Below are 24,509 nucleotides of genomic sequence, written 5' to 3' on the forward strand. Positions count from 1 at the left end.
AACGAGTCAGCCGCGGATGGTCACCAACCCCTGCCTGGCCAGGCGGTTCGGGGAGTCGAGTAGCGTTCGGTGGATGACCACACCGCCGCCCCAGCAGCCGCCGCCGGGTCCGTACGGCCCCCCGCAGTACCAGCAGCCATACCAGCCCCCTCACCCCCAGCAGTACCCGTACCCGTACCCGGGGCAGCAGCCCTACCCGCCGCCGCGCAAGAACCGGACCGGCATGGTGGTCGGGATCGTCGCCGCCTCGCTGGCCGGGCTCGGCGTCCTCGCCTTCGCCGTGAGCCGGATCGCCGGGGCCGGGGCCCTGTCGAGCGGGTCCGGCTTCCCCGAGGCCGAGTACCGGCTCACCGTGCCGCAGACCCTGCTGAACGGCGAGTACGAGCTGGCCCAGGACCTGTCGCAGACGGAGGGCGCCGCTGCGCTCAAGGGCGCGTACGACCCGAAGATCCGCAACCCGGAGCCGGTGGTCGGCCAGTACACGGCCGAGTCCCGGAAGGGAATCAGCGCACTCGTCTTCTCCGGGATGTACGGCCAGTTCAAGGACCCCGCGGCGGCCCGGAAGAAGATGCTGTCCGGCGCCGCGGACGCGAAGGGCGCCACCCTGGCGGTCCCCGCCCGGGAGATCACGGCCTCCTCCGGGATCACCGTCTCCTGCCAGGTGCTGACGATGACGCAGGAGGGCGCGAGGACCACCCTGCCGATGTGCGCCTGGGCGGACGAGAACACGGGCGCGTCGGTCGGCGTCGTCACCCCGGAGACCGCGCTCCAGGATCCCGAGTCCGTGGACCTGGTCAAGCTGGCCGAGACCACGCTCCAGGTCCGCACGGAGGCCAGGCAGCCGATCGGCTGAGGAGCAGAGCAGCGCCCCGCAGACCGGCTGGCCTGCGGGGCGGGGGTCACGGCACTAGGTGCGGCGCGGGGCTCCGAAGCTGGTGAACGCGCTTCGCTTGGGCAGGCGGTAGGCCTCGCGGCCGGTGACGGCGTTCAGGATCGTGGCGTTGCGCACCGCGCCGATGTCCAGGTTCGGCGAGGAGACGCCGTGGCTGTGGGTCTCGGCGTTGGCGACGAACACGCGGCCGGTGACGCCTTCCGCGAGTTCGACCGAGTGGTCCAGGCGCACCCGGTGACGGCCGCGGCCGTCCCGCAGCAGCAGGTCCTCGATCGGTTTCAGGAAGGCCGGCGGGCGGTTGCGGTAGCCGGTCGCGGCCACCACCAGGTCGGTGGTGTGCTCGAAGGTCTGGCCGGTGTCGCGGTGCCGGCAGGTCAGCACCGCCCGCCCCGCGGCATCCGTGGCGGCGGACTCCACCGTGACGCCGAACCGCAGTTCCGCCTCGGCCAGTCCGTGTTCCAACTGGCGGCGGTAGAGCAGTTCGTGGATCTGCTCGAGGGTGTCGGTGGAGATCCCCTTGTAGAACTGCCACTGCTCGCGGGTCAGCCGGTCGCGCACCTCCTCGGGCAGGGAGTGGAAGTACTGCATGTACGCCGGAGTGGTCATCTCCAGCACCATCTTGGTGTAGTCCAGCGGGGCGAACGACGCGGTGCGGGTCAGCCAGCTCACGGCGGGCCCGCCCTCGAGGTTGCGGCCGAGCAGGTCGGCCGTGACCTCGGCCCCGGACTGGCCCGAGCCGATCACGGTGACCTTCGCGGCCGCGTCCACGTCGGACGCCCGGTAGAGGTAGTCGGCGGTGTGCAGCAGCCGCGACGGGGGCAGCGCGGCGAGGGCGTCGGGGAGGTACGGGGCCGTGCCGATGCCCAGGACCAGGTTGCGGGCGTGCATCCGCAGCGGCGTGCCGTCGCCGCGTACGGCGTGCACGGTGAAGCGTTCGCGCGCGGCGTCCCAGTGGACCTCCTCGACGCGGTGCGAGAAGTGCACCGAGGGAAGTTTCGCCGCGGCCCAGCGCAGGTAGTCCTCGTACTCGCGGCGGGAGGGGAAGAAGTTCTCGCGCACGGTGAAGGTGTACAGCCGGTCCATGTCGTGGAGGTAGGTGAGGAACGACAGCGGATGGCCGGGTGCGACGAGGGTGACGAGGTCGGCGAGGAAGTTCACCTGCATCGAGGCGTCGCCGAACATCATCCCGCGGTGCCAGGTGAGCTCGGGCTGCTCCTCCAGTACGACGAGGTCGAGGCCGTCCACGGCGGAGGCGAGGGCGGCGAGTCCGAGGTTGAAGGGGCCGCAGCCGACGGCCACCACGTCGTGTTCGCTGACGGGTTCGCTGACGGGCTGGCTCATCGGGGCAGGTCCTCCTCGCGGCGCGGGTGGATGAGCAGGGCGGCGGTCTTGTCCGGGAAGACGACCTTGCCGACCTGCCGGAAGCCGGCGGCGGCGAACGCCGTGAGGGAGGCCGCGTTCTTCACGTCCGGCTCGGCGGCCACCCGGGCACACACGGGGTCGGCGGCCAGCAGGCCCTCGGCGAGGGCGCGCAGCAGGGCCCGGCCCAGGCCCTTGCCGGTGCGGCTCTCCTCGCCGACGGCGATGTGCAGGCCGAGGTCGTGGGGCAGGTGCGGGTAGTGCCCGGCGAGGCGGTCGCGCATCACCCGGTAGACCTCGATGTACGCGAACGGCCGGCCGTCCAGGCCGATCAGGACGGGCAGGACGGCGTCGCCGGCGAGGTGTCCGGAGATCTCCTCGGCCCAGCGTTCGCGGGGCCATGCCTGGTGCCAGAAGGCGTCGATGTGCGGCGACTGCATCCATCCGTGCACGAGGACCAGGTCGGCCCCTTCGGCCTGGGCGACGCGCGCCGACCAGGGGCCGCTCAGCTGCGGGAGCGGGGGGCCGGGGACGGTGGCGGCGCGCTGGGACGCGTCGTGGCGTAACGGCTGCGCCGGGCTCATGCGGCGGCCTCCTGGAGGGGGTTGGGGGCGTCGAGGTAGACGGACTGGGCGTCGAGGGGGGCGAGGACCTCGTCGATTCCGTGCAGCCGGGTGAGCAGGTTGCCCTTGCAGGGCAGGGTGTCGGCCTCGAGCCAGCGGCGGGCGAGCCGGTCGCCGTCGGGGCCGGCCGCGGCGAGTCCGGGCAGGGCGGCGCGCAGCCGGGCCGCGACTACGGCGAGCAGGTCGCGCTCGTCGGCGAGGCCGTCGACGGCGAGCCGGCCGACCACCGACAGGGCCTGGTTGCGCAGCAGGTAGTACGAGAGCCGGTCGTCGACGAGGGCGTCCTCGACCACGGCCAGCGTGGAGGAGTCGGCGCCGAGCCGCCCCAGCAGACCGGGGAGGTACGAGGAGGCCAGGTAGTAGCCCTGGTTGTCGCGGAAGGTGCCGCCGGTGACCCGGCCCCGCTCGTCCAGCCGGACGAGGGTGTTCTGCTGGTGGGCTTCGAGGCCGATGCCGGTGGCGGCGTACAGGTGCAGCATCGGGACCAGCACCTTGTCGGTGTAGTCGGCCGTCCACTGTTCGGCGGCTCCGGCGCCGAGGCCCGCCACGAGGTCTCCGAGCAGACTGCGGCCGAGGCCGGGGCGGGGTGCCACCAGGCCCACCAGGCAGCGCAGGTCGGCGATGCCCGGAGGCACTTCGCGTACGGCGACGTCGAGGCCGGTGACCTCCGGGCCGTCCGGGCGCCCGGGCTCGTCCACCGCGAGCCAGGCGGGGTCGCGGGTGATGGCGAAGCCGGGGTGGGCCCGGAAGGTGCTGTCCACGTACCCGGCGTCGAGGAGGCGGTTGATCTCCAGGCCGCGGCGCAGTTCCGTACGGGTGGACTCGCGGCGGGAGTTGGTCAGCCGCAGGCCGAGCGAGAGCTTCAGCATCACGTCGGCGCCCGGCCGGTACACGGTGCGCACACTGGAGGTCGGCCACCACTCGGGGCCCAGCTCGCCGAGCGGTTCGAGCGCACCGGAGTCGATCAGGGCGGCGATGCGCGGACGGTGCAGCAGGTCGCGGGCCTGCCAGGGGTGTGCGGGGACGAGGACGCGGCCGTCGTGCAGCCGGCGGCCGGCGAGTTCGGCGAGGAGGGCGACGGTGTCCTGTCCGGCGAGGGACGGGGCCTTGTCCACGGCGTCGTGCGAGACCACGGACTCGTCGGCGGCGAACCAGTGAAGCCGGAAGGAGCCGCGCAGTTCGGGTGAGAAGGCGGCCGCGTCGTGGTCCGAGATGCCGTCGCGGCTCTTGGGCGCGGGGTGGTTCAAGTGGCCGAGGATCAGGGCTTGTTCGGCGTCGAGGAAGCCGTCCACCTCCGGCGGTGGCTGCGGGTGGGCCCGGCGGTCGGAGATGAAGGAGGCGACGCGGCGCACGGACTCGGCGGTGCGCTCCACGAGGTCGGCGACCTCGCCCGCCGGAACGCCGCCCGGGCGGCTGCCGCCGCGTACGGCGGCCTCGGTGGAGAGCAGCGCGACGGCGGTCACGGGGTCGGCGCTCGCGCCGAGCGGGCCGCCGGGCCCCTCCAGGCGGGCGGGGGCGAACCGGTGCAGGCCGGTCGGCGAGCGGTGGGTCACCTCGGTGACCAGGGCCAGCCCGGCGGTGGGGAGTTCGATCCGCAGCGGGCCGGGCGGGACGGGTGTGCCGGTCTCGAGCAGCCAGCAGCGCAACAGCGCCTCGATGTGGGCGTGTTCGGCGGCGGCCCGGGCGTCGGGCGCGTGCAGCGGATCGCCGCCGGCCGGATGGCCCTCGGCGGGGACGGTCGCGGGGGTGGGGGTGGAAGCCGCGGCGGTGGTGCTCATGCGGCGCTCTCCTCTACGAGTCGTTCACAGGTGCGGCCGGCGTCGAGGACGACGTCCACGAGGCCGTCGATGTCTTCCGGTGTGGCGGTCGGGTTGAGCAGGGTGAACTTCAGGCACACCCGGGCCGGGGAGCCGGCTCCGGCGGTGCGGACCTCCGTACGTCCGATCAGGGCGGTGCCCGAGTCCAGGAGGCGCCTGCGCAGGGCGCCGTTGAGCTGGTCGGCGGTGCTCGGATCGGCGCCGCGGTAGCGGAAGACCACGGTGGTCAGCGCGGCCGGGGAGACGAGTTCGAGCTCCGGTTCGGCGAGGATGCGGCGCTCGGCGTACCGGGCCAGGCCGTGGCAGGTGTCGACCATCCGGCCCATTCCGGCGTGGCCGTACGTCAGCAGGGTGGCGGCGGCCTTCACGGCGTCGGGCCGCCGGGTGGTCTGCAGGCTGCGGCCGAGCAGGCCGTCGTAGCCGGCTTCGGAGTCGTCGGCCGGGTTGAGGTAGGCGACCTCCCGGTCGAGCGCGGTGAAGGCGGTGGGGTCGGACACCAGCAGCACGCTGGTGGCGGCGGGCTGCCAGCCGATCTTGTGCAGGTCGAGGGTGATGGAGTCGGCCAGTTCCAGCCCGGCGAGCCGGCCGGCCAGCCGCTCGGAGAACAGGGCGCCGAAGCCGTACGCGGCGTCCACGTGCATCCAGATGCCGTGCCCGGCGGCGATCTCGGCGATCTGCGGGAGCGGGTCGATGGAGCCGAAGTCCGTGGTCCCCGCCGTGGCGACGACCGCGAGCGGGGTCCGTCCGGGGCCGAGGCCGTCCAGGGCGGCGGCCAGGGCCTCCGGCCTCATGCGCCACCGGTCGTCGGTGGGCACGAGGCGGACGGCCGACTCCCCGAGTCCGAGGGCGGCGCAGGCCCGCTGCACCGAGAAGTGGGCGAGTTCCGAGCAGAACACGACCGGTCCGGGCAGGGCGGCCACCCCGTCCTGGCGGGCGTCCACCCCGCGTCGCAGGGCCGCGGCGTCCCGGGCCAGCAGCAGGCCGAGCAGGTTGGACAGCGAGCCGCCGGGGGTCAGGACGCCGTCGGCGCGCTCCCCCAGTCCGGCCAGGCGGGTCAGTACGCCGATGAGCCAGCGTTCGACGGCGATGGCCGCGGGGCCGGAGTCGTAGGTGTCCAGCGAGGCGTTGGTCACGCTGGCCAGGGTGTCCGCGGCGACGGCGACCGCCAGCGGCGGGGGCTGGAGGTGGGCGGCGGCCCGGGGGTGGGACAGGTCGATGCCGTGTTCCATCAGCAGGGTGGCGAGCAGCTGGAGCGCGGCCTTGGCGCCGAGCCCCTCGGCGGGGAGCCGGGCCGGTCCCAGGGCCTGGGCGGCCGATGCGAGGACGGCGGAAGGGGCGCCGGCCGGTAACGGCCCCACCGGGCGGTGGGCGCCGAGGGCGGCGTCGATGGCCTCGCCCACGGCGGCGGCGACCTCGGTGAGTCCCTCGCGGGAGCCGGCCAGCAGGTGGGGCGGGAGAAGCGGCAACTCGGTGAGCGGTGCCTCGGTGAGTGGTGTCACGCCCTGCCTCCTCAGGCTTCTGCCAGCGGGTTGGGGTGAGTGCCGTTCGGATACAGCGCGTGCCGCAGGGCGCGGTCGCCGTACCGGGTGACGACGATCCGGTCGCGGTTCAGGCCGTACCGGGGGATCTGGGGGGTGAGCAGGTCGTACTCGGCGAACCGTTCGGACAGTTCGGGGAAGCGGCGCTGGAAGTCGAGGATGGTCTGGCGGACCATGCGCCAGAAGGTCTCCTCCGGTACGCCGAGCTGCTCGGCGCACAGCGGGGCCAGGTAGCGGAAGTGGCCGACGAAGACCTGGTCCATGACGTGCTGCTTGATGATGGAGGGGTCCTTGCGGGGCAGGACGTGGTCGTGGCCGTCCGGCTCGGGTCCGCGTTCGGGCACGTCGGTGAAGGACACGCACACGTCGTCGACGAAGTCCTTGAGGTACAGGCGCGTCGGTACGTCGTTCTCGTCGTAGCCGATCAGGGTGTTCTGGCCGTGCGGGTTGAAGGTGACCCCGTACCGGTAGAGCACGTGCAGGATCGGGACGAGCAGCGTGTCGAAGAGCCGTCGCAGCCATTCCTGCGGGTCGAGGCCGCCGGCGCGGACGAGTTCGGCCACGAAGGCGTCGCCGGTGTGGTCGACGTGGAGCAGCGAGGCGAAGGTGCGGACCCGCTCGCCGGGGTCCTTGCGGGCGGTGACGGAGTCCCGCCAGATGCAGCCCAGGGCTTCCAGGTGCTGGTAGGGCGCGTCTTCCAGCTTGGAGAGGTAGGGGTGGCGGACGGTGACGGACGCGACCTCGCCGAGGAACACGGTGCGGCATTCGTCGGTCAGGAAGGCGTCGCGCTCCACCAGTCCGCGCAGCCACTGGGTGACGACGGGGGCGCCCATGGTGCAGTGCGGCGGTATGCCCCGCCAGACGAGGGTGTTGAGGATCTTCAGGGGGAGTTTGACGTCGTAGCGGTCGGGGACGGTGACATTGGCCATGGTGCGGATGGACTGCCCGGGCAGGTACGCGTCCGGGCTGTCGCCCAGCGGGATGATGCGGCGCTGCGCCACGTCGGCCGCGTGCAGGGTCTGGACGGCGTGGTCCCACTGCCAGGGGTGCACGGGCATCCACACGTAGCCCTGCGGGTCGACTCCGGCCGCCTCCAGCACCTCGGTGAAGCGGTTGCGGGTGGATTCGTCCAACTCTCCGGCCAGGATGCCCTGTTCGGATAGTTCCGAGGTGCCGCGGAATTCGGCGAGGCCGCGGTGCACGGCCACCCACTGGAGCCTGAGCGACTGGGCCGACTCGGGAGCGTAGTGCCGTACGTCGGTGGCCGAGAAGCCGATCCGGCCCTTGTTGGCGACGAGGAGGTTGTGCCCCGTCATCCGGCATTCCAGTTCGGTGTGGCCGAGGGCGCGGAGCTCGGCCACGGTCTCGCCGCCGTGCGTCATGCGTGCCGCGTCGACGGCGAGGGTGGCGGACAGTTCGGTGAAGTAGGTGGCGATCGTCGATGCGTCGCTGCCTAACGTGGAGGCGGCTTCGAGGAGGAACTGCTGGGCGTCCCATGCCGGTTCCGCCACGGAGTTGCCGAGCATGCTGGTGGCGGTGCGGGTGATGGACTGCGGGTCGACCCGCAGCCATCCGAAGGCGCCGGGTTCGGCATGGAAGGCGTAGGTCGTACCGCTGTCGAGGTCGACGCGGTAGCCGCCTTGGCCGGTTTCCGCCGCTTTGAGCATGTCCTCGAAGCACCACTCGCCCAACGCCTTGGCGAGAAGCCGGCGGTTGGCCTCCCGCCAGGCCGCGGGGCCTACTTCGGGAAGGGTGGGGACGGGATGGTCGGGGGGGATGGACATCAATCGCTCCGTGGTCGCTGGATCGGCTCACCTGGGCAAGAGCGGCCCAGGCATGGGTCAGATTAGGTAAGGCTCACCTAACCGACAAGGCCAGCTTCCAGCCATAGCGTCGACATGACACACCATCAAGATTTGCCTTAGGTTAGGCTAACCAAACCGTTATTCTTCCGGGATTCTTCTTCGAGGTGATCAGCGGTGCCCTCCTGCCGTCGCACTCCCCGATGGACGTTCGCCCTGGTCAGCGCCGGCGGCGTGGTGATGACCCTGGACGTGACCGTGGTCAATGTCGCCCTCTCGGACATCGCCCGGGACCTGGACGCCGGGCTCGGCCGGGTGCAGTGGACGGTGTCCGCGTACTCGCTGGCCTTCGGCGCCCTGCTGCTCACCGCGGGGGCCCTCTCCGACCGAATCGGGCGGCGAGCGGTGTTCACCGCCGGGATGGCGCTGTTCACCCTCGCTTCCGCCGGCTGCGGACTGGCCCCCGACGCCGGCGTCCTGATCGCCGCCCGGGCGGCCCAGGGCCTCGGCGGCGCCATGGTGTTCGCACCGACGCTCGCCCTGCTGGCCGCCGCGTACGAGGGCGCCCGCCGCCAGGCGGCGATCGCGGCCTTCGCAGCCATCGCCTCCGCCGCGGGGGCGCTGGGGCCCGTGGTCGGCGGCGTCTTCGTCCAGGGACTCGGCTGGCGGTGGATCTTCCTCGTCAATGTGCCGATCGGCGTACTGGTCGTGGCCGGCGCCCTGGTCCGTATGCCGGAATCCGCCGCGCCGGCCGAAACGCGCCGACGCATCGATCCACTGGGCGCGGCACTCGGTATCGGCGCCCTGCTGGCCCTGCACTATCCGCTGGTCACGGGCCCGGAGGCGGGCTGGACGGCGCCGGAGGTACTGGGCTCCGCCGTCCTCGGCATCCTGCTCGCGGTGGCCCTGGTGGTCAGCCAGCGGCGCGGGGGCGGGCTGATCGACATGGCGCTACTGCGGATCCGCGCCTTCTCCGGAGCCGCAGTCATGGGGTTCCTCGCCCGGATGTCGAGCCTGGGCGTCCTCGCCTTCACCACGCTGTGGCTGCAGAGCGCCCACGGGTTCTCGGCGCTCGAAGTCGGCCTGTACCTGCTGCCGCTGACGGGCAGTCTGCTCGTGGTCGGCCTGTTCGTCGCACGGCTGCAGCGGATCTTCACCCCCGACGTCCTGGTCTCCGCGGGCTTCGCCCTCCAGGGGCTCGGCCTCCTCGCACTCGCCGCCGCCTCGGGAGCGGACGCCGGGCAGGCCGCCACGGTCGCCGGGCTCGTGCTCCTCGGAGCGGGCGGCGCCGTCATCTTCCCGCCGCTGATGGGCGTGGCGGTGGGGGCGGTGCCCGCCGAGCGGGCCGGGATGGCCTCGGGGCTGACCAACTCCTGCTACCCGCTCGGCACCGCGGCGGGTGTCGCCGTCTTCGGGGCGCTGTTCTCCGCCCGGGTGGAGACGGCGCTGGCGAAGGGGCTGGAGACAGGGCTGGAGTCCGGTCCGGACGGCCTCGCAGCGGCACGGACGGCCGTGGAGACCGGGCGGTTCGAGCTCCTCGAACCGGCGCTGCGGCCCCTCGCCCGGTCGGCCTTCTCCGGTGCCTTCAGCGCCGTCTGCCTGGCCTCGGCCCTCGTCTGCCTGCTGGGCGTGTTCACCGCCCGCACGCTCAGGGCCGAGGCGCGAACCCTCGGCGGCGGCGCCGCGAAGCGCCGCCGCCGGTCCTCGCTCGCTCAGAGCCCGCTGAATCAGACCTCCTGAGTCCGGCGCAGCAGCCACACCAGGTACGGGGCACCGACCAGGGCCGTCACGATGCCCACCGGGATCTCGGTCGGGGCGAGCAGCCATCGGCCGAGCGCGTCCGAGGCGACCACCAGGACCGCACCCAGCACCGCGGCCATGGGTACCATCCGCGCCGTGCTGTTGCCGACGATGCGCCGGGCCAGGTGCGGGGCGACCAGTCCGACGAAGCCCACCGCGCCCACCGCCGCGGCCGTACCGGACGCCAGCACGGCGCCCGCGCCCAGGACGAGCAGCCGGGCCCGGCCCAGGTCCAGGCCGAGCGCACGCGGCAGTTCGTCGCCGAGGGCGAGCAGGTTCACCGGCCGGGCCGCGATCACCAGCCCCGTCGCGACCAGCGCGGGCAGCACGAGCCAGCCGAGTGCGGTGAGGTCCCGGGCGTACGTACTGCCGGACAGCCAGCCCAGTGCGGCCGAGATGTTCATCTGCGCGCCGACCACCATGATGTTGACCAGTGCCATCGAGGTGGCGGCTGCGCCGAGGCCGACCAGCACCACGCGGGTCGGATCCAGTCCGGTACGACCTCCTTCCCTGCTCCCCCGGGCCACGAAGACCACGAGGGCGAGCATCAGCACGCCTCCGATGCCCGCGGCGGCCGGGAGCGCGGCGAGCGGCGCCGAGGGCACGAGGAGGATGACGAAGACGGCGCCGAGGGAGGCCCCGCCGGTCACGCCGACCAGCCCCGGTTCCGCGAGGGGGTTGCGGACGACGGCCTGCACGGCGGCGCCGGCCACGGCCAGGCAGGCCCCGGCCAGGGCGGCCACCAGGATCCGCGGCAGCCGGTACGACACCACCGCCTCGGTGATCTGCTCGGCGGAGCCGAAGAGCGCCGCGCCGAGCTGGCTCCAGCCGATGTGCACGTCGCCGACCCGCAGGGACAGCACCATCGCGACGGCCAACGCGATGAGCCCGCCCCCGATGGCGAGGGTGTACGCGGGGGTCCGGCGGCCGTCCGAGACCGCGACCGCCGCACCCGTGTCGGCGTCGCCCGTGCTCACCCGGCGGGCGAGCAGCATGAAGACCGGGCCGCCGATCAGCGCGGTCACCACGCCGACCGGGATCTCGGAGGTGTAGACGGCGGAGGGCGGCACGGCCAGCTGCGCGGCGGCGTCGGCCGCCAGCAGTACGGTGGCGGCCAGCACGGCCGCCATCGGGATGAGCAGCGCGTGCTTGCGGATGCCCAACTGCCGCACCATGACCGGTGCGATGAGTCCGACGAAGCCGATCGGGCCGGCCAGCGACACCGCCGAAGCGGACAGCAGGACGGCGATCAGGAAGGCGGCGGGACGGATCCGCTCCACGCGGACGCCCATCGCCTCGGCCGTCTCGTCGCCCAGGGCCAGCAGGTCGAGCGGGCGCGCCAGCAGCGGCGCGGCCAGCGCGCCCAGGGCGACGACCGCGCCGAGCGTGAGCGGGCGTTCCAGCCCGGACTGCATCAGGGTGCCGTTGCCCCAGAAGAACAGTCCGCGGGTGGCCTGGAGGTCGAGCATCTGCAGGAACTCGGCGGCCGCCGTGCCGGCGAGGGCGACGGTCGCCCCGGCGAGCAGGACCCGTCCGGGGGTGAGGACGCCCCTGCTGCTGAGCAGGTAGACGAGGGCGATGGCGAGGACGCCGCCGAGGAAGGCGGCGCCCCCGGCGGGCAGAGGGCCCAGGCTCACGCCGGTGAACGCCACCAGCACCACGGCGAAGTAGGCGCCGGCGTTGACGCCCAGGGTGTCGGGGGCGGCCAGCGGATTGCGGGTCGCCCCCTGGACGAGGACGCCGGAGACGCCGAGCGCGACGCCGACGACCAGACCGGTCAGTGTGCGCGGCAGCCGGCTGCCGACCAGGATGTCGCGGGTGTGCGGATCGCCGTGGCCGGCGAGCATGGCCGCGAAGTCGCCGATGTCCACGCCGGAGGCGCCGAGACCGAGGTGGACCACGGTGACCAGGCACAGGGTGATCGTGAGGGCGCCGCCCACGAGCACGGCTCGTGGGCGGTCGCCGGACAGCCGGCCGGGTAAGCGGCCGGATAGACGGCCGGACGGCCGGGCGGGCAGACGGGCGGAGAGCGTCATCAGACCTTCAGGGCCTTGCCGGTCTCGTCGAGGATGTGCAGCGCCGAGAGCGGGCCGCCGAAGAGCCAGGTGCCGGGGTCGAGCGGGAGGACCCGGTCGTTCTTCACGAACTCCAGCCCCTTCCACACCGCGTTGGAGGCGAGGTCGCCGGTGAACGGGTTGTCCTTCGCGCTGGCGACGTAGAGGAAGGTCGCGTCCGGCTCGGTCTTGGTCAGGCCCTCGACGCCGACCGTGGTCATGCCCCAGGCGTCGGGTTCGCCCTTCCAGCCGTTCTTCAGCCCCGCGAGGTTCAGTACCTGGGGGGCGATGGCGTCATCGGTGAGCATCCGGATCGACGCGGTGCCGTTGGCGGTGAAGCCCTGTGCGACGGCGTACTTCAGGCCGCCCTTGCCCGCCTTGTCGAGGCGGGCCTTGAGGTCGGCGGCCTTGGCGTCGATCTGCCGGTTGACCTCGGCCGCCTTGTCCTGCTTGCCCACCGCCTTCGCGAGCTCGGTGAAGTTCTTCTTCATCGTCTCGAGCTGCGGCTTGGTGGTGTACTTGAACGACACGACCGGGGCGATGCCCTGGAGCGCCTTGAGGTTGGCCTTCGACCGGTCGTCGTCGATCACGATGAGGTCGGGCTGCAGGGCCCGGATCTTCTCCAGGCTCGGCTCGTTGCGGCTGCCGACGTCCGTGGTGCCTTCCGCGAGAGCGGCGCCCTTCGCGGTGATCCAGGTGCCGTACCCCTTGCTGTCGGCGTTGCCCACCGGGGTGACGCCGAGCGCGACCAGTTCCTCGGTGTACGTCCACTCCAGCGTCACCACCTTCACCGCGGGCTTGTCCAGGGTGATCTGCCCCTGTGCCGTGTCCACGGTGATCTTGCCGGTCGCTCCCTTGTCCGCGGCCGGCTTGTCGGCGGCGGGCTTGCCGCCCGCCGCGTCCCCGGCGGTTCCGGAACCGCAGGCTGCGACGGACAGTGCGAGTGCGGCGGCGGTACCGGTCGTCGCGAGGGCGCGCAGAATCCTCTGCATGGCGAACTCTCCTTGTGTGCGGGGTGGTTCTGCTTCAGGAAGTGGCGCTGGACCCGGCGGCCGCGGCGGCCTCGTCGGAGCGCCGGGGGAAACAGGCGAGGTATCCGCTGCGCGGATCGCGTACGACGGTGACGCGCAGGCCGAAGGCGTCGTGGATGACGTCCGGGGTCAGCACCGCGTCCGGTACGCCGGAGGCCGCGACGGCGCCGTCGGCGACGACGACGACCTCGTCGGCGTACGCCGCCGCCTGCATCAGGTCGTGCAGCACCACGCCGCAGGCGATGCCGTGCTCGCGGGCCAGCCGGCGCACGACGTCGAGGACCTCGAACTGGTGGCGCATGTCGAGGTAGGTGGTGGGCTCGTCGAGCAGCAGGACGCCTGCCCGCTGCGCCAGCACCATGGCCAGCCAGGCCCGTTGGCGCTCGCCGCCGGAGAGCTCGTCGAGGCGGCGGTCCACCAGCGGGGCCGCGTCGGTGACCTCGAGGGCCCACTCGATGGATTCGGCGTCCTCGCCGGTGTGCCGGGCGAGCGCGCCCCGATGGGCGTACCGGCCGTGGCGCACGAGCTCTCGTACCGTCACCCCGGCGGGGGCGTGCGAGGTCTGGGGAAGGAACGCCAGACGCTGGGACAGCGCACGACGGGCCAGCGAACGGAGCGGCACGCCGTCGATGCGCACCTCACCGCCGATGGGCGGGAGGAGGCCTGCCACGGTCCGCAACAGGGTGGACTTGCCACAGCCGTTGGGACCGACCAATACGGTGATCGCGCCGGCCCGCAGCGACAGATCCACCTGTTTCAGCACCGGGCGACCCGCATGCCCGACGTCGAGAGCGTCCGCCACCAGACGGACGTCACCTAAGGACACCACATGCCTCCCCATCGCCGGCTTGTCGGCGCCACCTTATAACTTAGGTAAGGCACACCTAAAGCAACGGACAGGGTTTGCGCGGCTTGTGATCAGGTCGAGATCGTTCGCACCACCACGCGCCCCCCTTCTCGCGCGCACTCCCCCTTGCACAGACTCGGCCTGATCATCCGTCAATTTCCGCGCCCTTCCAACCGGTTGGCCGCGCACCGCACGACACCCGGGGTCGGGGCGTCTTGTGCCCGGTGATCCGCGATCGCTAGCCTCGCGCCCCGGGCATCCCCGCGCAGGGGTGCCCACACACCCCTACTCAGGGAAAGCGGGACGGATGCCCTCCGGAGTCACTCTTGCCGTCGTCGGTGCCGGGGACCGCGGAACCGCTCACGCGGCCTGGGCCCTCGCCCATCCCGAGCGCGCCCGGGTCGTCGCGGTGGCCGAGCCGCGCGAGCTCCGGCGCAGCCGGCTCGCAGCCGCTCACGGCCTGGACTCCGGTGCGGCGGTGGACGACTGGCGGGCTCTGGCCGCCCGCGGCCGCGTCGCGGACGCGGTGCTGATCTGCACGCTGGACCGCGACCACCTGGAGCCGGTCCTGGCGTTCGCCGCACTCGGCTGCCACATCCTGCTCGAGAAGCCGATGGCGCTGACCGAGGAGGAGTGCCGGCGCATCGTGGCAGCCGTCGAGGAGGCCGGGGTGATCCTCTCCGTCGGCCACGTCCTGCGGTACACCCCCTACACGCAGGCGCTGAAACGCGTCCTCGACTCCGGACGGATCGGAGACGTCGTCAGCGTCCAGCACCTCGAGCCGGTCGGCTTCTGGCACCAGGCCCACTCCTTCGTGCGCGGCAACTGGCGCCGCGAGGACCAGGCCACCACCATGCTGATGGCGAAGTCCTGCCACGACCTGGACTGGCTGCAGTACGTGCTCGGCCGGCCGCCCGTGCGCGTCTCCAGCTTCGGACGCCTCTCCCACTTCCGGCCCGAGGCCAGGCCGGCGGGCGCCGCCGACCGGTGTCTGGACTGCTCCGTGGAGAACACCTGCCCCTACTCCGCCCCCCGCGACTACGGCGACCGGCTCGCCGGAGGCCGGCACGGCTGGCCGCTGAGCGTCGTGATCGACGAGTTCACCCCGCACGCCCTGGAGACCGCGCTGCGCGAAGGACCGTACGGGCGCTGCGTGTACGCCTGCGACAACGACGTGGTCGACCACCAGGTGGTCGCCATGGAGTTCGACTCCGGGGCCACGGCCACGTTCACCATGACCGCCTTCACCGAGCACGCGGACCGCCAGACCCGAATCTTCGGAACGCGCGGCGAGCTGAGGGGGGACGGCAGGCGGCTACGGCTCTACGACTTCCTGACCCGCAGGGAGGAGGCCATCGGCTTCGGACCGGAAGGAGCGACGGACGCCGCCGGCGGTCACGGGGGCGGCGACGCGGGCCTGATGGACGCCTTCGTCTCCGCCGTCGCCACCGGTGACCCCCGCCTGGTGAAGTCCGGCCCGTACGAGTCCCTCACCAGCCATCTGACCGTGCTGGCCGCCGAACGCGCCCGGCGGGACCACACCGTCGTGGACATCCGGATGTGAGCGTTGGGATCGATCGATCCATACGATCACGCAGTTGTGTGAACGGCCCATCCTTACGCGCCTCTTGAACGATATTTCGCGCGCATGCTAGAAACCGGTCAGCGGGCGCCCCCTCCCACCCCGCTCCCCCGCGTGTCACCGCCTCACCGCCGAGCGGTCGCCTCCTGCTGCGCGCAGACCTGCGCACGGCACGGCCCGCCCTCCGGCGATCCGGCCGCGCCCCAGTTCTGGAGGCTCCATGTCCAGTCCATGGTCCCGCCGTTCCTTCCTCATCGCCGGCATCTCCTCGGTCGGCGCCCTATCGCCGACCGGTACCGCAGCCGCATCCGCCGCGGCCGATGAATACGACACGCTCCGTCTCACATGGCGCGGGATGCTCCTGGGCAGCGGATTCGACCCGGCCGCCGACCCCTTCGCCGGGAAGCTGGCCCTGCTGGGCACGCAGGCTTCCGAACACCGCTCGACCATGGCCGCCGTCAGCGGCTCGCTCTGGCCGGACCTGCCCCTGACCATCTCGGCCTCGATGACCGGCAGTTACGCCCGACTGGCCACCATGGCCCAGGCGTACGCCCAGCCGGGCACCGGGCTGACCGGCAGCGCCCCGCTGCTCGCCCAGATCACGACCGGTCTCGACCACCTGTACCAGCAGGTCTACCACCCGGCGAAGAGCCAGTTCGGCAACTGGTGGGACTTCCAGATCGGTTCCCCGCAACTCCTGCTGGACATCAGCGTGCTCCTCCACGACCAGCTCGGCGCCGGCCGGCTCGCCAACCACCTCGCGGCCGTCGACCGCTTCGTCCCCGACTCCTCGGTCGGCAGCTACACCGGCACCAGCACCGGCGCCAACCGGGTGGACCTGTGCCGCTCACTGGCCCTTCGCGGCGTCCTCGGCAGGAACGCGGCCAAGGTCGCGCTGGCCCGCGACGCCCTCTCCCCCGTGTTCCCCCTCGTCACGACCGGAGACGGCTTCTACGCGGACGGCTCCTTCGTCCAGCACACCCACCTCTCCTACACCGGCTCCTACGGTGCGGTGCTGCTCGGCGGCCTGGCGGGGCTCTTCTCCCTGCTCAGCGGCTCGACGTGGGCGGTCACCGACCCGAAGCGGCAGCTGGTCCTCGACTCGGTGGAGAAGTCCTACGCGCCCTTCCTCTACAACGGCCTGATGATGGACGCGGTGTCCGGGCGCGCCACCAGCCGGGGCAACCCGAGGAGCACCCCGTACGGGTTCCAGGGCGGCGACCACGGCCGCGGCCACGGCGTGCTCGCCTCGATCGCCCTGCTGGGCAGCGCCGCGAGCAGCGCGGAGAACCAGCGCTGGCGCGGACTGGTGAAGGGCTGGATGCAGCGGGACTACTACAGCCCCGTGCTCGGCGACACCGACCTGAGCGTCGCGGCACTGGCCAGGCTCAAGGCCGTGCAGGACGACAGCGCTGTCACCGCCCTGGCCGAGCCGACGGCCCACCGGCTGTTCCCGAGCATGGACCGGGCCGTCCACCGCCGGCCCGGCTGGGCGGCTTCGATCAGCATGGCCTCGAAGAGGATGGGCCTCTACGAGACGGGCAACGGGGAGAACCTCCGCGGCTGGCACGCCGGGGCCGGGATGCTCCAGTGGTGGGGGAACACGTACGGCAACGGCCAGTACACCGACGCCTTCTGGCCGACCGTGGACCCGTACCGGCTGCCGGGGACCACCGTCTCCCGCAAGGTGCTCGCCGACGCCGAGGGCGGCGCCTGGGGGCTGCCGAGGCCGGACGTCAACTGGGTCGGCGGCGCCACGGACGGGGAGTTCGCCTCCCTGGGCCAGTTCGTCCGCGGGCTGTCCAGCACGCTGTACGCCAAGAAGTCCTGGTTCTGCCTGGCCGATTCGATCGTCTGCCTGGCGGGCGCCGTGCGGAGCACCGACGGCGCCGCGGTCGAGACCGTGGTCGAGAACCGCAACCTCGGGGCCACCGGCACGCAGGCCCTCACGGTGGACGGCGCCGCCCAGTCCACCGCCCTCGGCTGGTCGGCGACCTTCACCGGCGCCGGCTGGGCGCAGATAGCGGGACACGGGGGGTACGTGTTCCCCGGCGGTGCCACGGTGACGGCGCGGCGCGAGGCGCGCACCGGTTCCTGGCGCGACATCAACACCGGCGGCACCACGGACCCGATCACCCGCCGGTACGTGACGCTCTGGTTCGACCACGGCGTCGACCCGGTGGACGCCGCCTGCTCCTACATCCTGATGCCCGGCGCGGGGACGGCCGCCACCGCCGCCCGGGCCGCCGATTCCGGCTGGCTGACCGTCCTGGCCAACGACAACGGCCGCCAGGGCGTCGAGGTCGCCTCGCTCGGCGTCACGGCCGTCAACTTCTGGTTCGCCGGGACGGTCGGCGCGCTCAGCGCGGACAAGCCCGCCTGCGTCCTGGTACGGGAGCACGGCGACGGCACGGCCACCGTCTGCGTCTCGGACCCGATGCGGATGCAGACGGACCTCACGGTCACGTGGAACCGTCCGGTGGCGTCCGTGCTCTCCAAGCCGGCCACGGTCGTCTCGGCCACCACCGGCTCCGCGCTCACCCTCACGTTCGCGGACCTCACCGGCCGGGCGGGAGCCACCCAGAAGACCACCGTCCGGCTCGGCTGAGCAGGGGCCCCGCAAAGGGGTGGGTTGATAATGGGATCCATTTTCATATACCGTCCGGCGGAGTCGCTCCCACTCACCCCAGGAGGTACCCATGGCCGTTCCCAAGCGGAAGATGTCCCGCAGCAACACCCGCCACCGCCGCGCCCAGTGGAAGGCCGCCACCCCGCAGCTGGCCCCGGTCACCGTTGACGGCTCCGTGTACCTCGTGCCGCAGCGCCTGGCCAAGGCCTACCAGCGCGGCCTGCTGCGTCCCGAGGGCTGACCGCCGTGGCGCACGACGGGCTGCCCGTCACCGTCCTGTCCGGCTTCCTCGGTGCGGGAAAGACCACCCTGCTCAATCACGTCCTGAGCAACCGCGAGGGCCTGCGCGTCGCGGTGATCGTCAACGACATGAGCGAGATCAACATCGACGCCGCCCTCGTGCGGGGCGGCGGGGCGGCCCTGTCCCGTACCGAGGAACGCCTGGTCGAGATGACCAACGGGTGCATCTGCTGCACCCTGCGCGACGACCTGCTGGAGGAGGTCGACCGGCTCGCCCGCGAGGGCCGCTTCGACTACCTGCTCATCGAGTCCAGCGGCATCTCCGAACCGATGCCCGTCGCGGCCACGTTCGCCTTCCCCCGGGACGACGGCGCCACCCTCGGCGACCTCGCCCGGCTCGACACCATGGTGACCGTCGTCGACGCCGCGAACTTCCTGCCGGAACTCGCCGGCGGGGACGGCCTGGCCGAGCGCGGGCTCGCCCCGTTCGAGGACGACGAGCGCACCGTCAGCGACCTGCTGATGGACCAGATCGAGTTCGCCGACGTCATCGTGCTCAACAAGCTCGACCTCGTCGACGAACGGAGCGCGGGCCGGCTCCGGGCCGCGCTCACCCGTCTCAACCCCGTCGCCACGATCGTGCCCGCCACCCGCGGACGCGTGGAGCTTCGCGAGGTGCTCGGGACGGGCCTCTTCGACCTGGAGCGCGCCCAGCAGGCCCCGGGCTGGGCGAGGGAGCTCAACGGCGACCACGTGCCGGAGACCGAGGAGTACGGCATCTCCTCGACCGTCTTCCGCTCCGCGCTGTCCTTCCACCCGGGGCGGCTGTGGAACTTCGTCACCAAGGGGCTCGACAGCGGAACGTACGGGCGGATCCTGCGCTCCAAGGGGTTCTTCTGGATGGCCAGCCGTCCGCACGTGACCGGCCTGTGGTCGCAGGCGGGCTCCGTGGCCCGTTTCGAACCCTCCGGTGCCCGCGACGCGGACACCGCCCAGGGCCAGGAACTGGTCTTCATCGGGACCGGATTGCGCTCCGAGGCCCTGCAGGCGGCCCTGGCCGGCTGCCTGATGGCCGACGGGGAGACCCTGCCGCCGGGCGACCCGTTCCCGGCCTGGGACACCTACGGGATCGACGACGCCTGCGAGCACGAGCACCTGGAACCGGTGCCGCAGGCCTGAACACTCCGGGCCGGGCGGTGGTCGCAGCCACGGCACCGCCCGGCCCGGTACCGGCCGTCAGACCGTCAGGCCGCCGCGGCGGCCCGGGTCCACGCGGCGTCGCGCAGCAGGCGCAGGCCGTTGAGGCCGACGATGACGGTCGACCCCTCGTGGCCCAGCACGCCCAGTGGCAGCGGCAGGTGTCCGACCAGGTCCCAGACGACCAGGACGGAGATGAACACCCCGGCGACGACCAGGTTCTGCACCACCAGGCGGCGCGCGGCGCGGGAGAGCGCGATCACGGCCGGTACGGCGGCCAGCTCGTCGCGGACGACGACGGCGTCGGCGGTTTCCAGGGCGAGGTCGGATCCGGCGCGGCCCATGGCGATGCCCGTGTGGGCGGCGGCCAGCGCCGGGGCGTCGTTGACGCCGTCGCCGACGACGAGCACCCGGCGTCCGGCCGCCTGCTGTTCCCGGACCGCGCTGACCTTGTCCTGCGGCAGCAGCCCGGCGCGGACGTCGGTGATGCCGAGCTCCGCGGCGAGGCGGCCCGCGGCGCGCGGGTTGTCTCCGGTCAGCAGCACCGGCGCCGCGCCGGTCAGGGTGCGCAGGGCCGTGACGGCGGCTGCCGCGTCGGGGCGCGGCCGGTCGGCGAGCCCCAGCACGCCGACGGGGACCCCGTCGCGCTGGACGAGGACGGCGGTACGGCCGCTGCCCTCCAGTTCGCCCGCCACCTCGGCGGCGTCCGCCGTGGCGGCGCAGTGCGGGGAGCGCTCCAGCAGCCGGGCCGGTGCTCCGGCGGTGATGACGTGTCCGTTCACGGTGGCCGTCACGCCCGATCCGGGGACGGAGCCGAAGTCGGTGGCGGCGGCCAGGTGCAGGCGGCGTTCGCGGGCCGCGCCGGTGACGGCGCGGGCGAGGGGGTGTTCGCTGGGGCGTTCGGCGGCGGCCGCCAGGGCGAGCAGGGCGTCCTCGGTCAGTCCGGCGCCCGGCAGCGGCCGGACGTCGGTGACGCGGGGGGTGCCTTCCGTGAGGGTGCCGGTCTTGTCGAGTGCGACGGCGTCGACCTGGCCGAGGCGTTCCATCACGACGGCGGACTTCACCAGGATGCCGTGGCGCCCGGCGTTGGCGATGGCCGACAGCAGCGGCGGCATGGTGGCCAGCACCACGGCGCACGGCGAGGCGACGATCATGAAGGTCATGGCCCGCAGCAGGGAGCCGGTGAGGTCCGCGCCGAACGCGAGCGGGACGAGGAAGACGGCCGGCGTGACGACGACCATGCCGACGGAGTAGCGCTGTTCGACCTTCTCGATGAACAACTGGGTCGGCGCCTTGGTCCCGGAGGCTTCCTCGACCATCGCGACGATCCGGGCGATCACGGAATCGGAGGCGTCGCGCTCGACGGCCACCCGCAGGGCCCCGGTGCCGTTGAGGGTGCCGGCGAACACCTCGTCCCCGGCCTCCTTCGCCACCGGCAGCGGCTCGCCGGTGATGGTGGCCTGGTCCACCTCGCCGGACCCTTCCAGGACCCGCCCGTCGGCACCGATCCGCTCTCCGGGGCGGACCAGGAGGATGTCGCCGACCACGAGGTCCTCGATGGCGACCGTCTCCTCACGGCCGTCGCCGGTCAGCCGGGTGGCGGTGGCCGGGGCGAGGTCGAGCAGAGCGCGCACCGCGTCCTGGGTGCGGGCGGTGGCCAGTGCCTCCAGGGCGCCGGAGGTGGCGAAGATGACGATCAGCAGCGCGCCGTCCCTCACCTGCCCGATCGATGCCGCCCCGATCGCGGCGACGATCATCAGCAGGTCCACGTCCAGGGTCTTGTCCCGCAGCGCCCGCAGCCCGGCCCAGGCCGGCTCCCAGCCGCCGGTGGCGTACGCGGCGGCGTACAGCGGACCCCACGCCCACGCCGGGGCTCCGGTCAGCTGGAGCGGCAGGGCGGTCAGGAAGAGCAGCAGGGCGGCCGCGGCCCAGCGGGCCTCCGCCAGTGCGAACACGCGCGTACGGCGCCGCGGAACCGCCGGGGAGGCGGCCGACGGCGCGCGTTCGGGACGCTGGAGCAGGACTGGTGGCATGACGGGACAACCCTTCGCGGGCCAGGGGACGGCTTCTTCTCCACCGTACAGGAACATCTGAAGAGGTCTTCATATGTCATCGGTAGGATGGTCTCCATGGGCCACGGAACGGACGCCAAGAACACCGCCACGACGCGCGAACGCCTGGACGCCGTGGGGACCGCGGACGTGGCGGCGACCCTCCAGGCCCTGGCGACCCCCTCGCGGCTGTACATCCTCGCCCGCCTCCAGGAAGGTCCGTGCGCGGTCGGCGACCTCGCCGAAGCGGTCGGCATGGAGCCGTCGGCCTGTTCCCATCAGCTGCGCCTGCTGCGCAACCTCGGCCTGGTAGCCGGTGAGCGGCGGGGCCGCTCCATCGTCTACTCCCTCTACGACCACCACGTCGCGGAACTCCTCGACCAGGCCCTCTTCCACGTGGAACACCTGCGCCTGGGCCTGCACGACAGGGTCGCCACGGAAGCACACTGAGGCCCGCGGGTGGCGGCGCCGCCGCGCCACCACCCCCGGAACGCGGTTCTACCAGGACGACTTGGTGACTCCGGGCAGGAATCCGGCGTGCGCCTGCTCACGCATCCGGACCCGGGAGAGCCCGAACTTGCGCAGGTGGCCGCGGGGCCGGCCGTCCACGCTGTCGCGGTTGCGCACCCGCGTCGCACTCGCGTTGCGCGGCTGCCTCCGGAGCTCCGCCAGCGCGGCGCGGCGCTCGGCCTCCGTCGAGGAGGGCCGGCGCAGGACCTCCTTCAGCTCGGCGCGCCGGGCGGCGTAGCGCTCGACGATCGCCTTGCGCTTCTCGTTCTGCGCGATCTTGCTCTTCTTCGCCATCAGACCTTCACTCCTCGGGCCCGGATCCGGGCCACGGCCGCCTCGACGCCGATCACGTCGACGGTCTTGATCGCCTTCGCGCTGAGGGTGAGGCGCACGTGCCGGCCTTCGCTCGGCAGCCAGTAGCGCTTGCGCTGGATGTTGGGGTCGAAGCGGCGCGAGGTGCGCCGGTGCGAGTGGGAGATGTTGTTGCCGAAGCCCGGCTGGGCGCCGGTCAGCTGACAGTGGGCGGACACGGTGTTACCTGCCCCTCTCTGAAACGGAAGAGTTATTGGAAACGATTTCCATTCCCGTATAGTAGCGGCATGGCACGCAACGAAGTACGCCCGATCGTCAAGCTCCGCTCCACCGCGGGCACCGGCTACACCTACGTCACCCGCAAGAACCGGCGGAACGACCCGGACCGCATGGTGCTGCGCAAGTTCGACCCGGTGGTCCGCCGGCACGTCGACTTCCGCGAAGAGCGCTGAGCCAGCCCGCCCACACCACCCCGAAGGACACCGCCATGAAGCCCGGCATCCACCCCGCCTACGGCCCCGTCGTCTTCCGCGACAAGGCCGCCGACTTCGCCTTCCTCACCCGCTCCACCGCCACCAGCGAGAAGACGGTGGAGTGGGAGGACGGCAACACCTACCCCGTCATCGACGTCGAGATCTCCTCGCAGAGCCACCCCTTCTACACCGGCACGGCCCGGGTGCTGGACACCGCCGGCCGCGTCGAGCGCTTCCAGCGGCGGTACGGGAGCACGGCGTGAGCCTGGCCGTCGTCATCGTCGGCGGGCTGCACTCCGACGCCCGCCACACCACCGTGGAACGGCTGCTCGCCACCGTCCCCGGCAGCGTGGCCCTGCACCACGACCTCTCCACGGCCGCCGAGGGCACCGTCCGGCGCACCGTGCGCGACGCCTCCGGGATACTCGGCTCCGGTGCGGCGCCGCTCGTCAACGACTGCGCCTGCTGCGCCCTGCGCGAGGACCTGGTCCCCGAGCTGTGGCGGCTCGCCGACGGCGGGCTGACCCGGCTGGCCGTCGTCGAGCTGTGGGACTCCGTCGAGCCCCGGGCGATGGCCGAGGTCGTCGCGGCGCACGGCGGCGAGCGGCTGGACCTCACCAACGTGATCACCGCCGTCGACCCCGCCCTCGTCCTGCCGTACCTGTCCAACGGGGACGACCTCGCGGAGGCGGGGCTCGCGGCGGCGGCCTCCGACGGGCGGACGGTCGGCGACACCTGGGCCCGGCAGCTCGAGTACGCACCCGTCCTGGCCCTCGTCGACAGCCCCGACGCGGACGACGAGGACCGGGCCCTGCTGGAGCAGCTCCACCCGACCGCCCGCCGGGTGGAGACCGGATCCCCCGAGCTGGCGCGGCTCGCCTTCGCCGGATTCGACACCGAGGCCGCTGCCGCCGCGCAGCACCCGGCGTGTGCGCTCCTGCCGCAGGAGGCCGACGAAGCCGGGGTGGCCACCCTGGTCTGGCACCGCCACCGGCCGTTCCATCCGGAGCGGTTGTACGAGGCGCTGGAGGACCTGGCCTGCGCGGCCGCCCGCAGCCGTGGCCGGTTCTGGCTCGCCGACCGCCCCGACACCCTGCTCGCCTGGGACGCCGCGGGCGGCGCGCTCTGCGTGGAGGACAGCGGCCCCTGGCTGGCCTCGCTCCCGGACGCCGCCTGGGAGACGGTGCCGCCGGTGCGCCGGGCGGCCGCCGCACTGGGCTGGCACCCGGACCACGGCGACTGCTGCCAGTACCTGGTGTTCACCTCGCCCGGGCTCGACCGCGACGGGCTGGAGCGGCTCCTCGACTCCTGCCTCCTGACCGACGCCGAGTTCACCGCCGGCCGCGAGGGGTGGAAGCGCCTGCCCGCCGCCTTCGACGCCCTCCTCGCCCCCGTCCCGTAAGACCCGTACGACTCCTCAGCTTCAGATCCCAAGGACTCCCCATGACCCGACGCGTCATCCCCCGCAAGCCCGTGAAGTCCCGCCCCAACCCGCTGGACGCCGCGAAGATCACCTACATCGACTACAAGGACACCGACCTGCTGCGGAAGTTCATCTCCGACCGCGGGAAGATCCGCAGCCGCCGCGTCACCCGCGTCACGGCCCAGCAGCAGCGACGGCTGGCCGCGGCGATCAAGAACGCCCGTGAGATGGCCCTGCTCCCTTACGCCGGCAAGTAGGCGGGCACCTGCCGGGCCCGTGGCAGACCCGAAGCGTCCACGGGCCCGAAGTCCGCCCCGACCGTCCCGATT

At 72.8% G+C, this 24,509-nt stretch carries 22 protein-coding genes; 11 read left to right on the forward strand and 11 right to left on the reverse strand.

Going from position 1 to position 24,509, the window contains the following annotated elements; translation table 11 throughout:
• The first annotated feature begins 73 nt into the window (after positions 1 to 73).
• Complete coding sequence (locus tag ACIPUC_RS04205) at positions 74 to 853, forward strand: hypothetical protein (RefSeq protein ID WP_446586638.1); 780 nt, start codon at positions 74 to 76, stop codon at positions 851 to 853.
• A gap of 54 nt (positions 854 to 907) precedes the next feature.
• Here the strand turns inward: ACIPUC_RS04205 and ACIPUC_RS04210 are convergent, their stop codons facing one another.
• The 5 genes from ACIPUC_RS04210 to ACIPUC_RS04230 are packed head-to-tail and all read right to left on the reverse strand — an operon-like array spanning position 908 to position 8,013.
• Positions 908 to 2,233 carry a lysine N(6)-hydroxylase/L-ornithine N(5)-oxygenase family protein gene (locus ACIPUC_RS04210; RefSeq protein ID WP_446586639.1) on the reverse strand — a complete coding sequence of 442 codons (1,326 nt, stop codon included), beginning with the start codon at positions 2,231 to 2,233 and terminating at the stop codon, positions 908 to 910.
• Positions 2,230 to 2,835 (reverse strand): GNAT family N-acetyltransferase, encoded by a 606-nt coding sequence (locus ACIPUC_RS04215; RefSeq protein WP_446586640.1) that lies wholly within the window; start codon positions 2,833 to 2,835, stop codon positions 2,230 to 2,232. Before ACIPUC_RS04215 ends, ACIPUC_RS04210 begins: the two co-directional genes overlap by 4 nt.
• A complete protein-coding gene (locus tag ACIPUC_RS04220; protein WP_446586641.1) occupies positions 2,832 to 4,652 on the reverse strand; it encodes an IucA/IucC family protein in 1,821 nt (606 codons plus the stop codon). The genes ACIPUC_RS04215 and ACIPUC_RS04220 overlap by 4 nt, the downstream gene beginning before the upstream one ends.
• Positions 4,649 to 6,190: a pyridoxal phosphate-dependent decarboxylase family protein gene (locus tag ACIPUC_RS04225; RefSeq protein ID WP_446586642.1), complete on the reverse strand. Its 1,542-nt coding sequence runs from the start codon at positions 6,188 to 6,190 to the stop codon at positions 4,649 to 4,651. The genes ACIPUC_RS04220 and ACIPUC_RS04225 overlap by 4 nt, the downstream gene beginning before the upstream one ends.
• A gap of 11 nt (positions 6,191 to 6,201) precedes the next feature.
• A complete protein-coding gene (locus tag ACIPUC_RS04230; RefSeq protein WP_446586643.1) occupies positions 6,202 to 8,013 on the reverse strand; it encodes an IucA/IucC family protein in 1,812 nt (603 codons plus the stop codon).
• A 195-nt stretch (positions 8,014 to 8,208) separates the two neighbouring features.
• Between ACIPUC_RS04230 and ACIPUC_RS04235 the strand changes: the two genes are divergently transcribed.
• Positions 8,209 to 9,771, forward strand: coding sequence for an MFS transporter (locus ACIPUC_RS04235; protein ID WP_446586644.1), 1,563 nt, complete (start codon positions 8,209 to 8,211; stop codon positions 9,769 to 9,771).
• Here the strand turns inward: ACIPUC_RS04235 and ACIPUC_RS04240 are convergent.
• From ACIPUC_RS04240 to ACIPUC_RS04250, 3 genes are read right to left on the reverse strand one after another with little or no spacing between them, the layout of a single operon-like run.
• Positions 9,759 to 11,867, reverse strand: coding sequence for an iron ABC transporter permease (locus tag ACIPUC_RS04240; protein ID WP_446586645.1), 2,109 nt, complete (start codon positions 11,865 to 11,867; stop codon positions 9,759 to 9,761). The two genes, ACIPUC_RS04235 and ACIPUC_RS04240, sit on opposite strands and share 13 nt — an antisense overlap.
• Positions 11,867 to 12,877: an ABC transporter substrate-binding protein gene (locus ACIPUC_RS04245; protein WP_446586646.1), complete on the reverse strand. Its 1,011-nt coding sequence runs from the start codon at positions 12,875 to 12,877 to the stop codon at positions 11,867 to 11,869. The genes ACIPUC_RS04240 and ACIPUC_RS04245 overlap by 1 nt, the downstream gene beginning before the upstream one ends.
• A gap of 34 nt (positions 12,878 to 12,911) precedes the next feature.
• Complete coding sequence (locus ACIPUC_RS04250; protein WP_446586647.1) at positions 12,912 to 13,742, reverse strand: ABC transporter ATP-binding protein; 831 nt, start codon at positions 13,740 to 13,742, stop codon at positions 12,912 to 12,914.
• 328 nt (positions 13,743 to 14,070) lie between these two features.
• On the opposite strand from ACIPUC_RS04250, the gene ACIPUC_RS04255 reads away from it, so the two are divergent.
• From ACIPUC_RS04255 to ACIPUC_RS04270, 4 genes are all read left to right on the forward strand, one after another.
• A complete protein-coding gene (locus ACIPUC_RS04255; RefSeq protein ID WP_446586648.1) occupies positions 14,071 to 15,327 on the forward strand; it encodes a Gfo/Idh/MocA family protein in 1,257 nt (418 codons plus the stop codon).
• A 238-nt stretch (positions 15,328 to 15,565) separates the two neighbouring features.
• Positions 15,566 to 17,953, forward strand: a complete 2,388-nt coding sequence (locus ACIPUC_RS04260; protein WP_446586649.1) for a polysaccharide lyase 8 family protein — start codon at positions 15,566 to 15,568, stop codon at positions 17,951 to 17,953.
• A gap of 91 nt (positions 17,954 to 18,044) precedes the next feature.
• Complete coding sequence (rpmF, locus tag ACIPUC_RS04265) at positions 18,045 to 18,215, forward strand: 50S ribosomal protein L32 (RefSeq protein ID WP_446586650.1); 171 nt, start codon at positions 18,045 to 18,047, stop codon at positions 18,213 to 18,215.
• Positions 18,216 to 18,220: 5 nt separating this feature from the next.
• The gene (locus ACIPUC_RS04270) at positions 18,221 to 19,393 is read left to right on the forward strand and encodes a GTP-binding protein (protein ID WP_446586651.1); all 1,173 of its coding nucleotides are present in this window, start codon (positions 18,221 to 18,223) and stop codon (positions 19,391 to 19,393) included.
• A gap of 65 nt (positions 19,394 to 19,458) precedes the next feature.
• Here the strand turns inward: ACIPUC_RS04270 and ACIPUC_RS04275 are convergent, their stop codons facing one another.
• A complete protein-coding gene (locus ACIPUC_RS04275; protein ID WP_446586652.1) occupies positions 19,459 to 21,444 on the reverse strand; it encodes a heavy metal translocating P-type ATPase in 1,986 nt (661 codons plus the stop codon).
• Between the two features lie 96 nt (positions 21,445 to 21,540).
• On the opposite strand from ACIPUC_RS04275, the gene ACIPUC_RS04280 reads away from it, so the two are divergent.
• Positions 21,541 to 21,912 carry an ArsR/SmtB family transcription factor gene (locus tag ACIPUC_RS04280; RefSeq protein ID WP_446586653.1) on the forward strand — a complete coding sequence of 124 codons (372 nt, stop codon included), beginning with the start codon at positions 21,541 to 21,543 and terminating at the stop codon, positions 21,910 to 21,912.
• A gap of 48 nt (positions 21,913 to 21,960) precedes the next feature.
• Here the strand turns inward: ACIPUC_RS04280 and rpsN are convergent, their stop codons facing one another.
• Both rpsN and rpmB read right to left on the reverse strand, forming a co-directional pair.
• Complete coding sequence (gene rpsN / locus ACIPUC_RS04285; RefSeq protein ID WP_446586654.1) at positions 21,961 to 22,266, reverse strand: 30S ribosomal protein S14; 306 nt, start codon at positions 22,264 to 22,266, stop codon at positions 21,961 to 21,963.
• A complete protein-coding gene (rpmB, locus tag ACIPUC_RS04290) occupies positions 22,266 to 22,502 on the reverse strand; it encodes a 50S ribosomal protein L28 (protein WP_446586655.1) in 237 nt (78 codons plus the stop codon). The genes rpsN and rpmB overlap by 1 nt, the downstream gene beginning before the upstream one ends.
• Before the next feature lie 69 nt (positions 22,503 to 22,571).
• Here rpmB and rpmG point away from each other — a divergent pair, with 69 nt between their 5' ends.
• The 4 genes from rpmG to rpsR are packed head-to-tail and all read left to right on the forward strand — an operon-like array spanning position 22,572 to position 24,437.
• On the forward strand, positions 22,572 to 22,736 hold the full coding sequence (gene rpmG, locus ACIPUC_RS04295) for a 50S ribosomal protein L33 (protein WP_030162346.1): 165 nt from the start codon (positions 22,572 to 22,574) through the stop codon (positions 22,734 to 22,736).
• A gap of 35 nt (positions 22,737 to 22,771) precedes the next feature.
• Positions 22,772 to 23,020: a type B 50S ribosomal protein L31 gene (locus ACIPUC_RS04300; RefSeq protein ID WP_069922962.1), complete on the forward strand. Its 249-nt coding sequence runs from the start codon at positions 22,772 to 22,774 to the stop codon at positions 23,018 to 23,020.
• The gene (locus ACIPUC_RS04305; protein ID WP_446586656.1) at positions 23,017 to 24,159 is read left to right on the forward strand and encodes a CobW family GTP-binding protein; all 1,143 of its coding nucleotides are present in this window, start codon (positions 23,017 to 23,019) and stop codon (positions 24,157 to 24,159) included. Before ACIPUC_RS04300 ends, ACIPUC_RS04305 begins: the two co-directional genes overlap by 4 nt.
• A gap of 41 nt (positions 24,160 to 24,200) precedes the next feature.
• The gene (rpsR, locus tag ACIPUC_RS04310; RefSeq protein WP_446586657.1) at positions 24,201 to 24,437 is read left to right on the forward strand and encodes a 30S ribosomal protein S18; all 237 of its coding nucleotides are present in this window, start codon (positions 24,201 to 24,203) and stop codon (positions 24,435 to 24,437) included.
• Positions 24,438 to 24,509: the final 72 nt, after the last annotated feature.

It is taken from the genome of Streptomyces sp. LARHCF249 (assembly GCF_052871255.1).

Excerpts from the sequence above, each read along its gene's own strand:
- ACIPUC_RS04280 (WP_446586653.1), top strand. The coding sequence starts at position 21,541 with ATGGGCCACGGAACGGACGCCAAGAACACCGCCACGACGCGCGAACGC.
- rpsN (WP_446586654.1), bottom strand. The coding sequence starts at position 22,266 with ATGGCGAAGAAGAGCAAGATCGCGCAGAACGAGAAGCGCAAGGCGATC.
- ACIPUC_RS04240 (WP_446586645.1), bottom strand. The coding sequence starts at position 11,867 with ATGACGCTCTCCGCCCGTCTGCCCGCCCGGCCGTCCGGCCGTCTATCC.
- ACIPUC_RS04275 (WP_446586652.1), bottom strand. The coding sequence starts at position 21,444 with ATGCCACCAGTCCTGCTCCAGCGTCCCGAACGCGCGCCGTCGGCCGCC.
- ACIPUC_RS04300 (WP_069922962.1), top strand. The coding sequence starts at position 22,772 with ATGAAGCCCGGCATCCACCCCGCCTACGGCCCCGTCGTCTTCCGCGAC.
- ACIPUC_RS04205 (WP_446586638.1), top strand. The coding sequence starts at position 74 with ATGACCACACCGCCGCCCCAGCAGCCGCCGCCGGGTCCGTACGGCCCC.
- ACIPUC_RS04245 (WP_446586646.1), bottom strand. The coding sequence starts at position 12,877 with ATGCAGAGGATTCTGCGCGCCCTCGCGACGACCGGTACCGCCGCCGCA.
- ACIPUC_RS04220 (WP_446586641.1), bottom strand. The coding sequence starts at position 4,652 with ATGAGCACCACCGCCGCGGCTTCCACCCCCACCCCCGCGACCGTCCCC.
- rpsR (WP_446586657.1), top strand. The coding sequence starts at position 24,201 with ATGACCCGACGCGTCATCCCCCGCAAGCCCGTGAAGTCCCGCCCCAAC.
- ACIPUC_RS04260 (WP_446586649.1), top strand. The coding sequence starts at position 15,566 with ATGTCCAGTCCATGGTCCCGCCGTTCCTTCCTCATCGCCGGCATCTCC.
- rpmF (WP_446586650.1), top strand. The coding sequence starts at position 18,045 with ATGGCCGTTCCCAAGCGGAAGATGTCCCGCAGCAACACCCGCCACCGC.
- rpmG (WP_030162346.1), top strand. The coding sequence starts at position 22,572 with ATGGCACGCAACGAAGTACGCCCGATCGTCAAGCTCCGCTCCACCGCG.
- ACIPUC_RS04230 (WP_446586643.1), bottom strand. The coding sequence starts at position 8,013 with ATGTCCATCCCCCCCGACCATCCCGTCCCCACCCTTCCCGAAGTAGGC.
- ACIPUC_RS04210 (WP_446586639.1), bottom strand. The coding sequence starts at position 2,233 with ATGAGCCAGCCCGTCAGCGAACCCGTCAGCGAACACGACGTGGTGGCC.
- ACIPUC_RS04255 (WP_446586648.1), top strand. The coding sequence starts at position 14,071 with ATGCCCTCCGGAGTCACTCTTGCCGTCGTCGGTGCCGGGGACCGCGGA.
- ACIPUC_RS04215 (WP_446586640.1), bottom strand. The coding sequence starts at position 2,835 with ATGAGCCCGGCGCAGCCGTTACGCCACGACGCGTCCCAGCGCGCCGCC.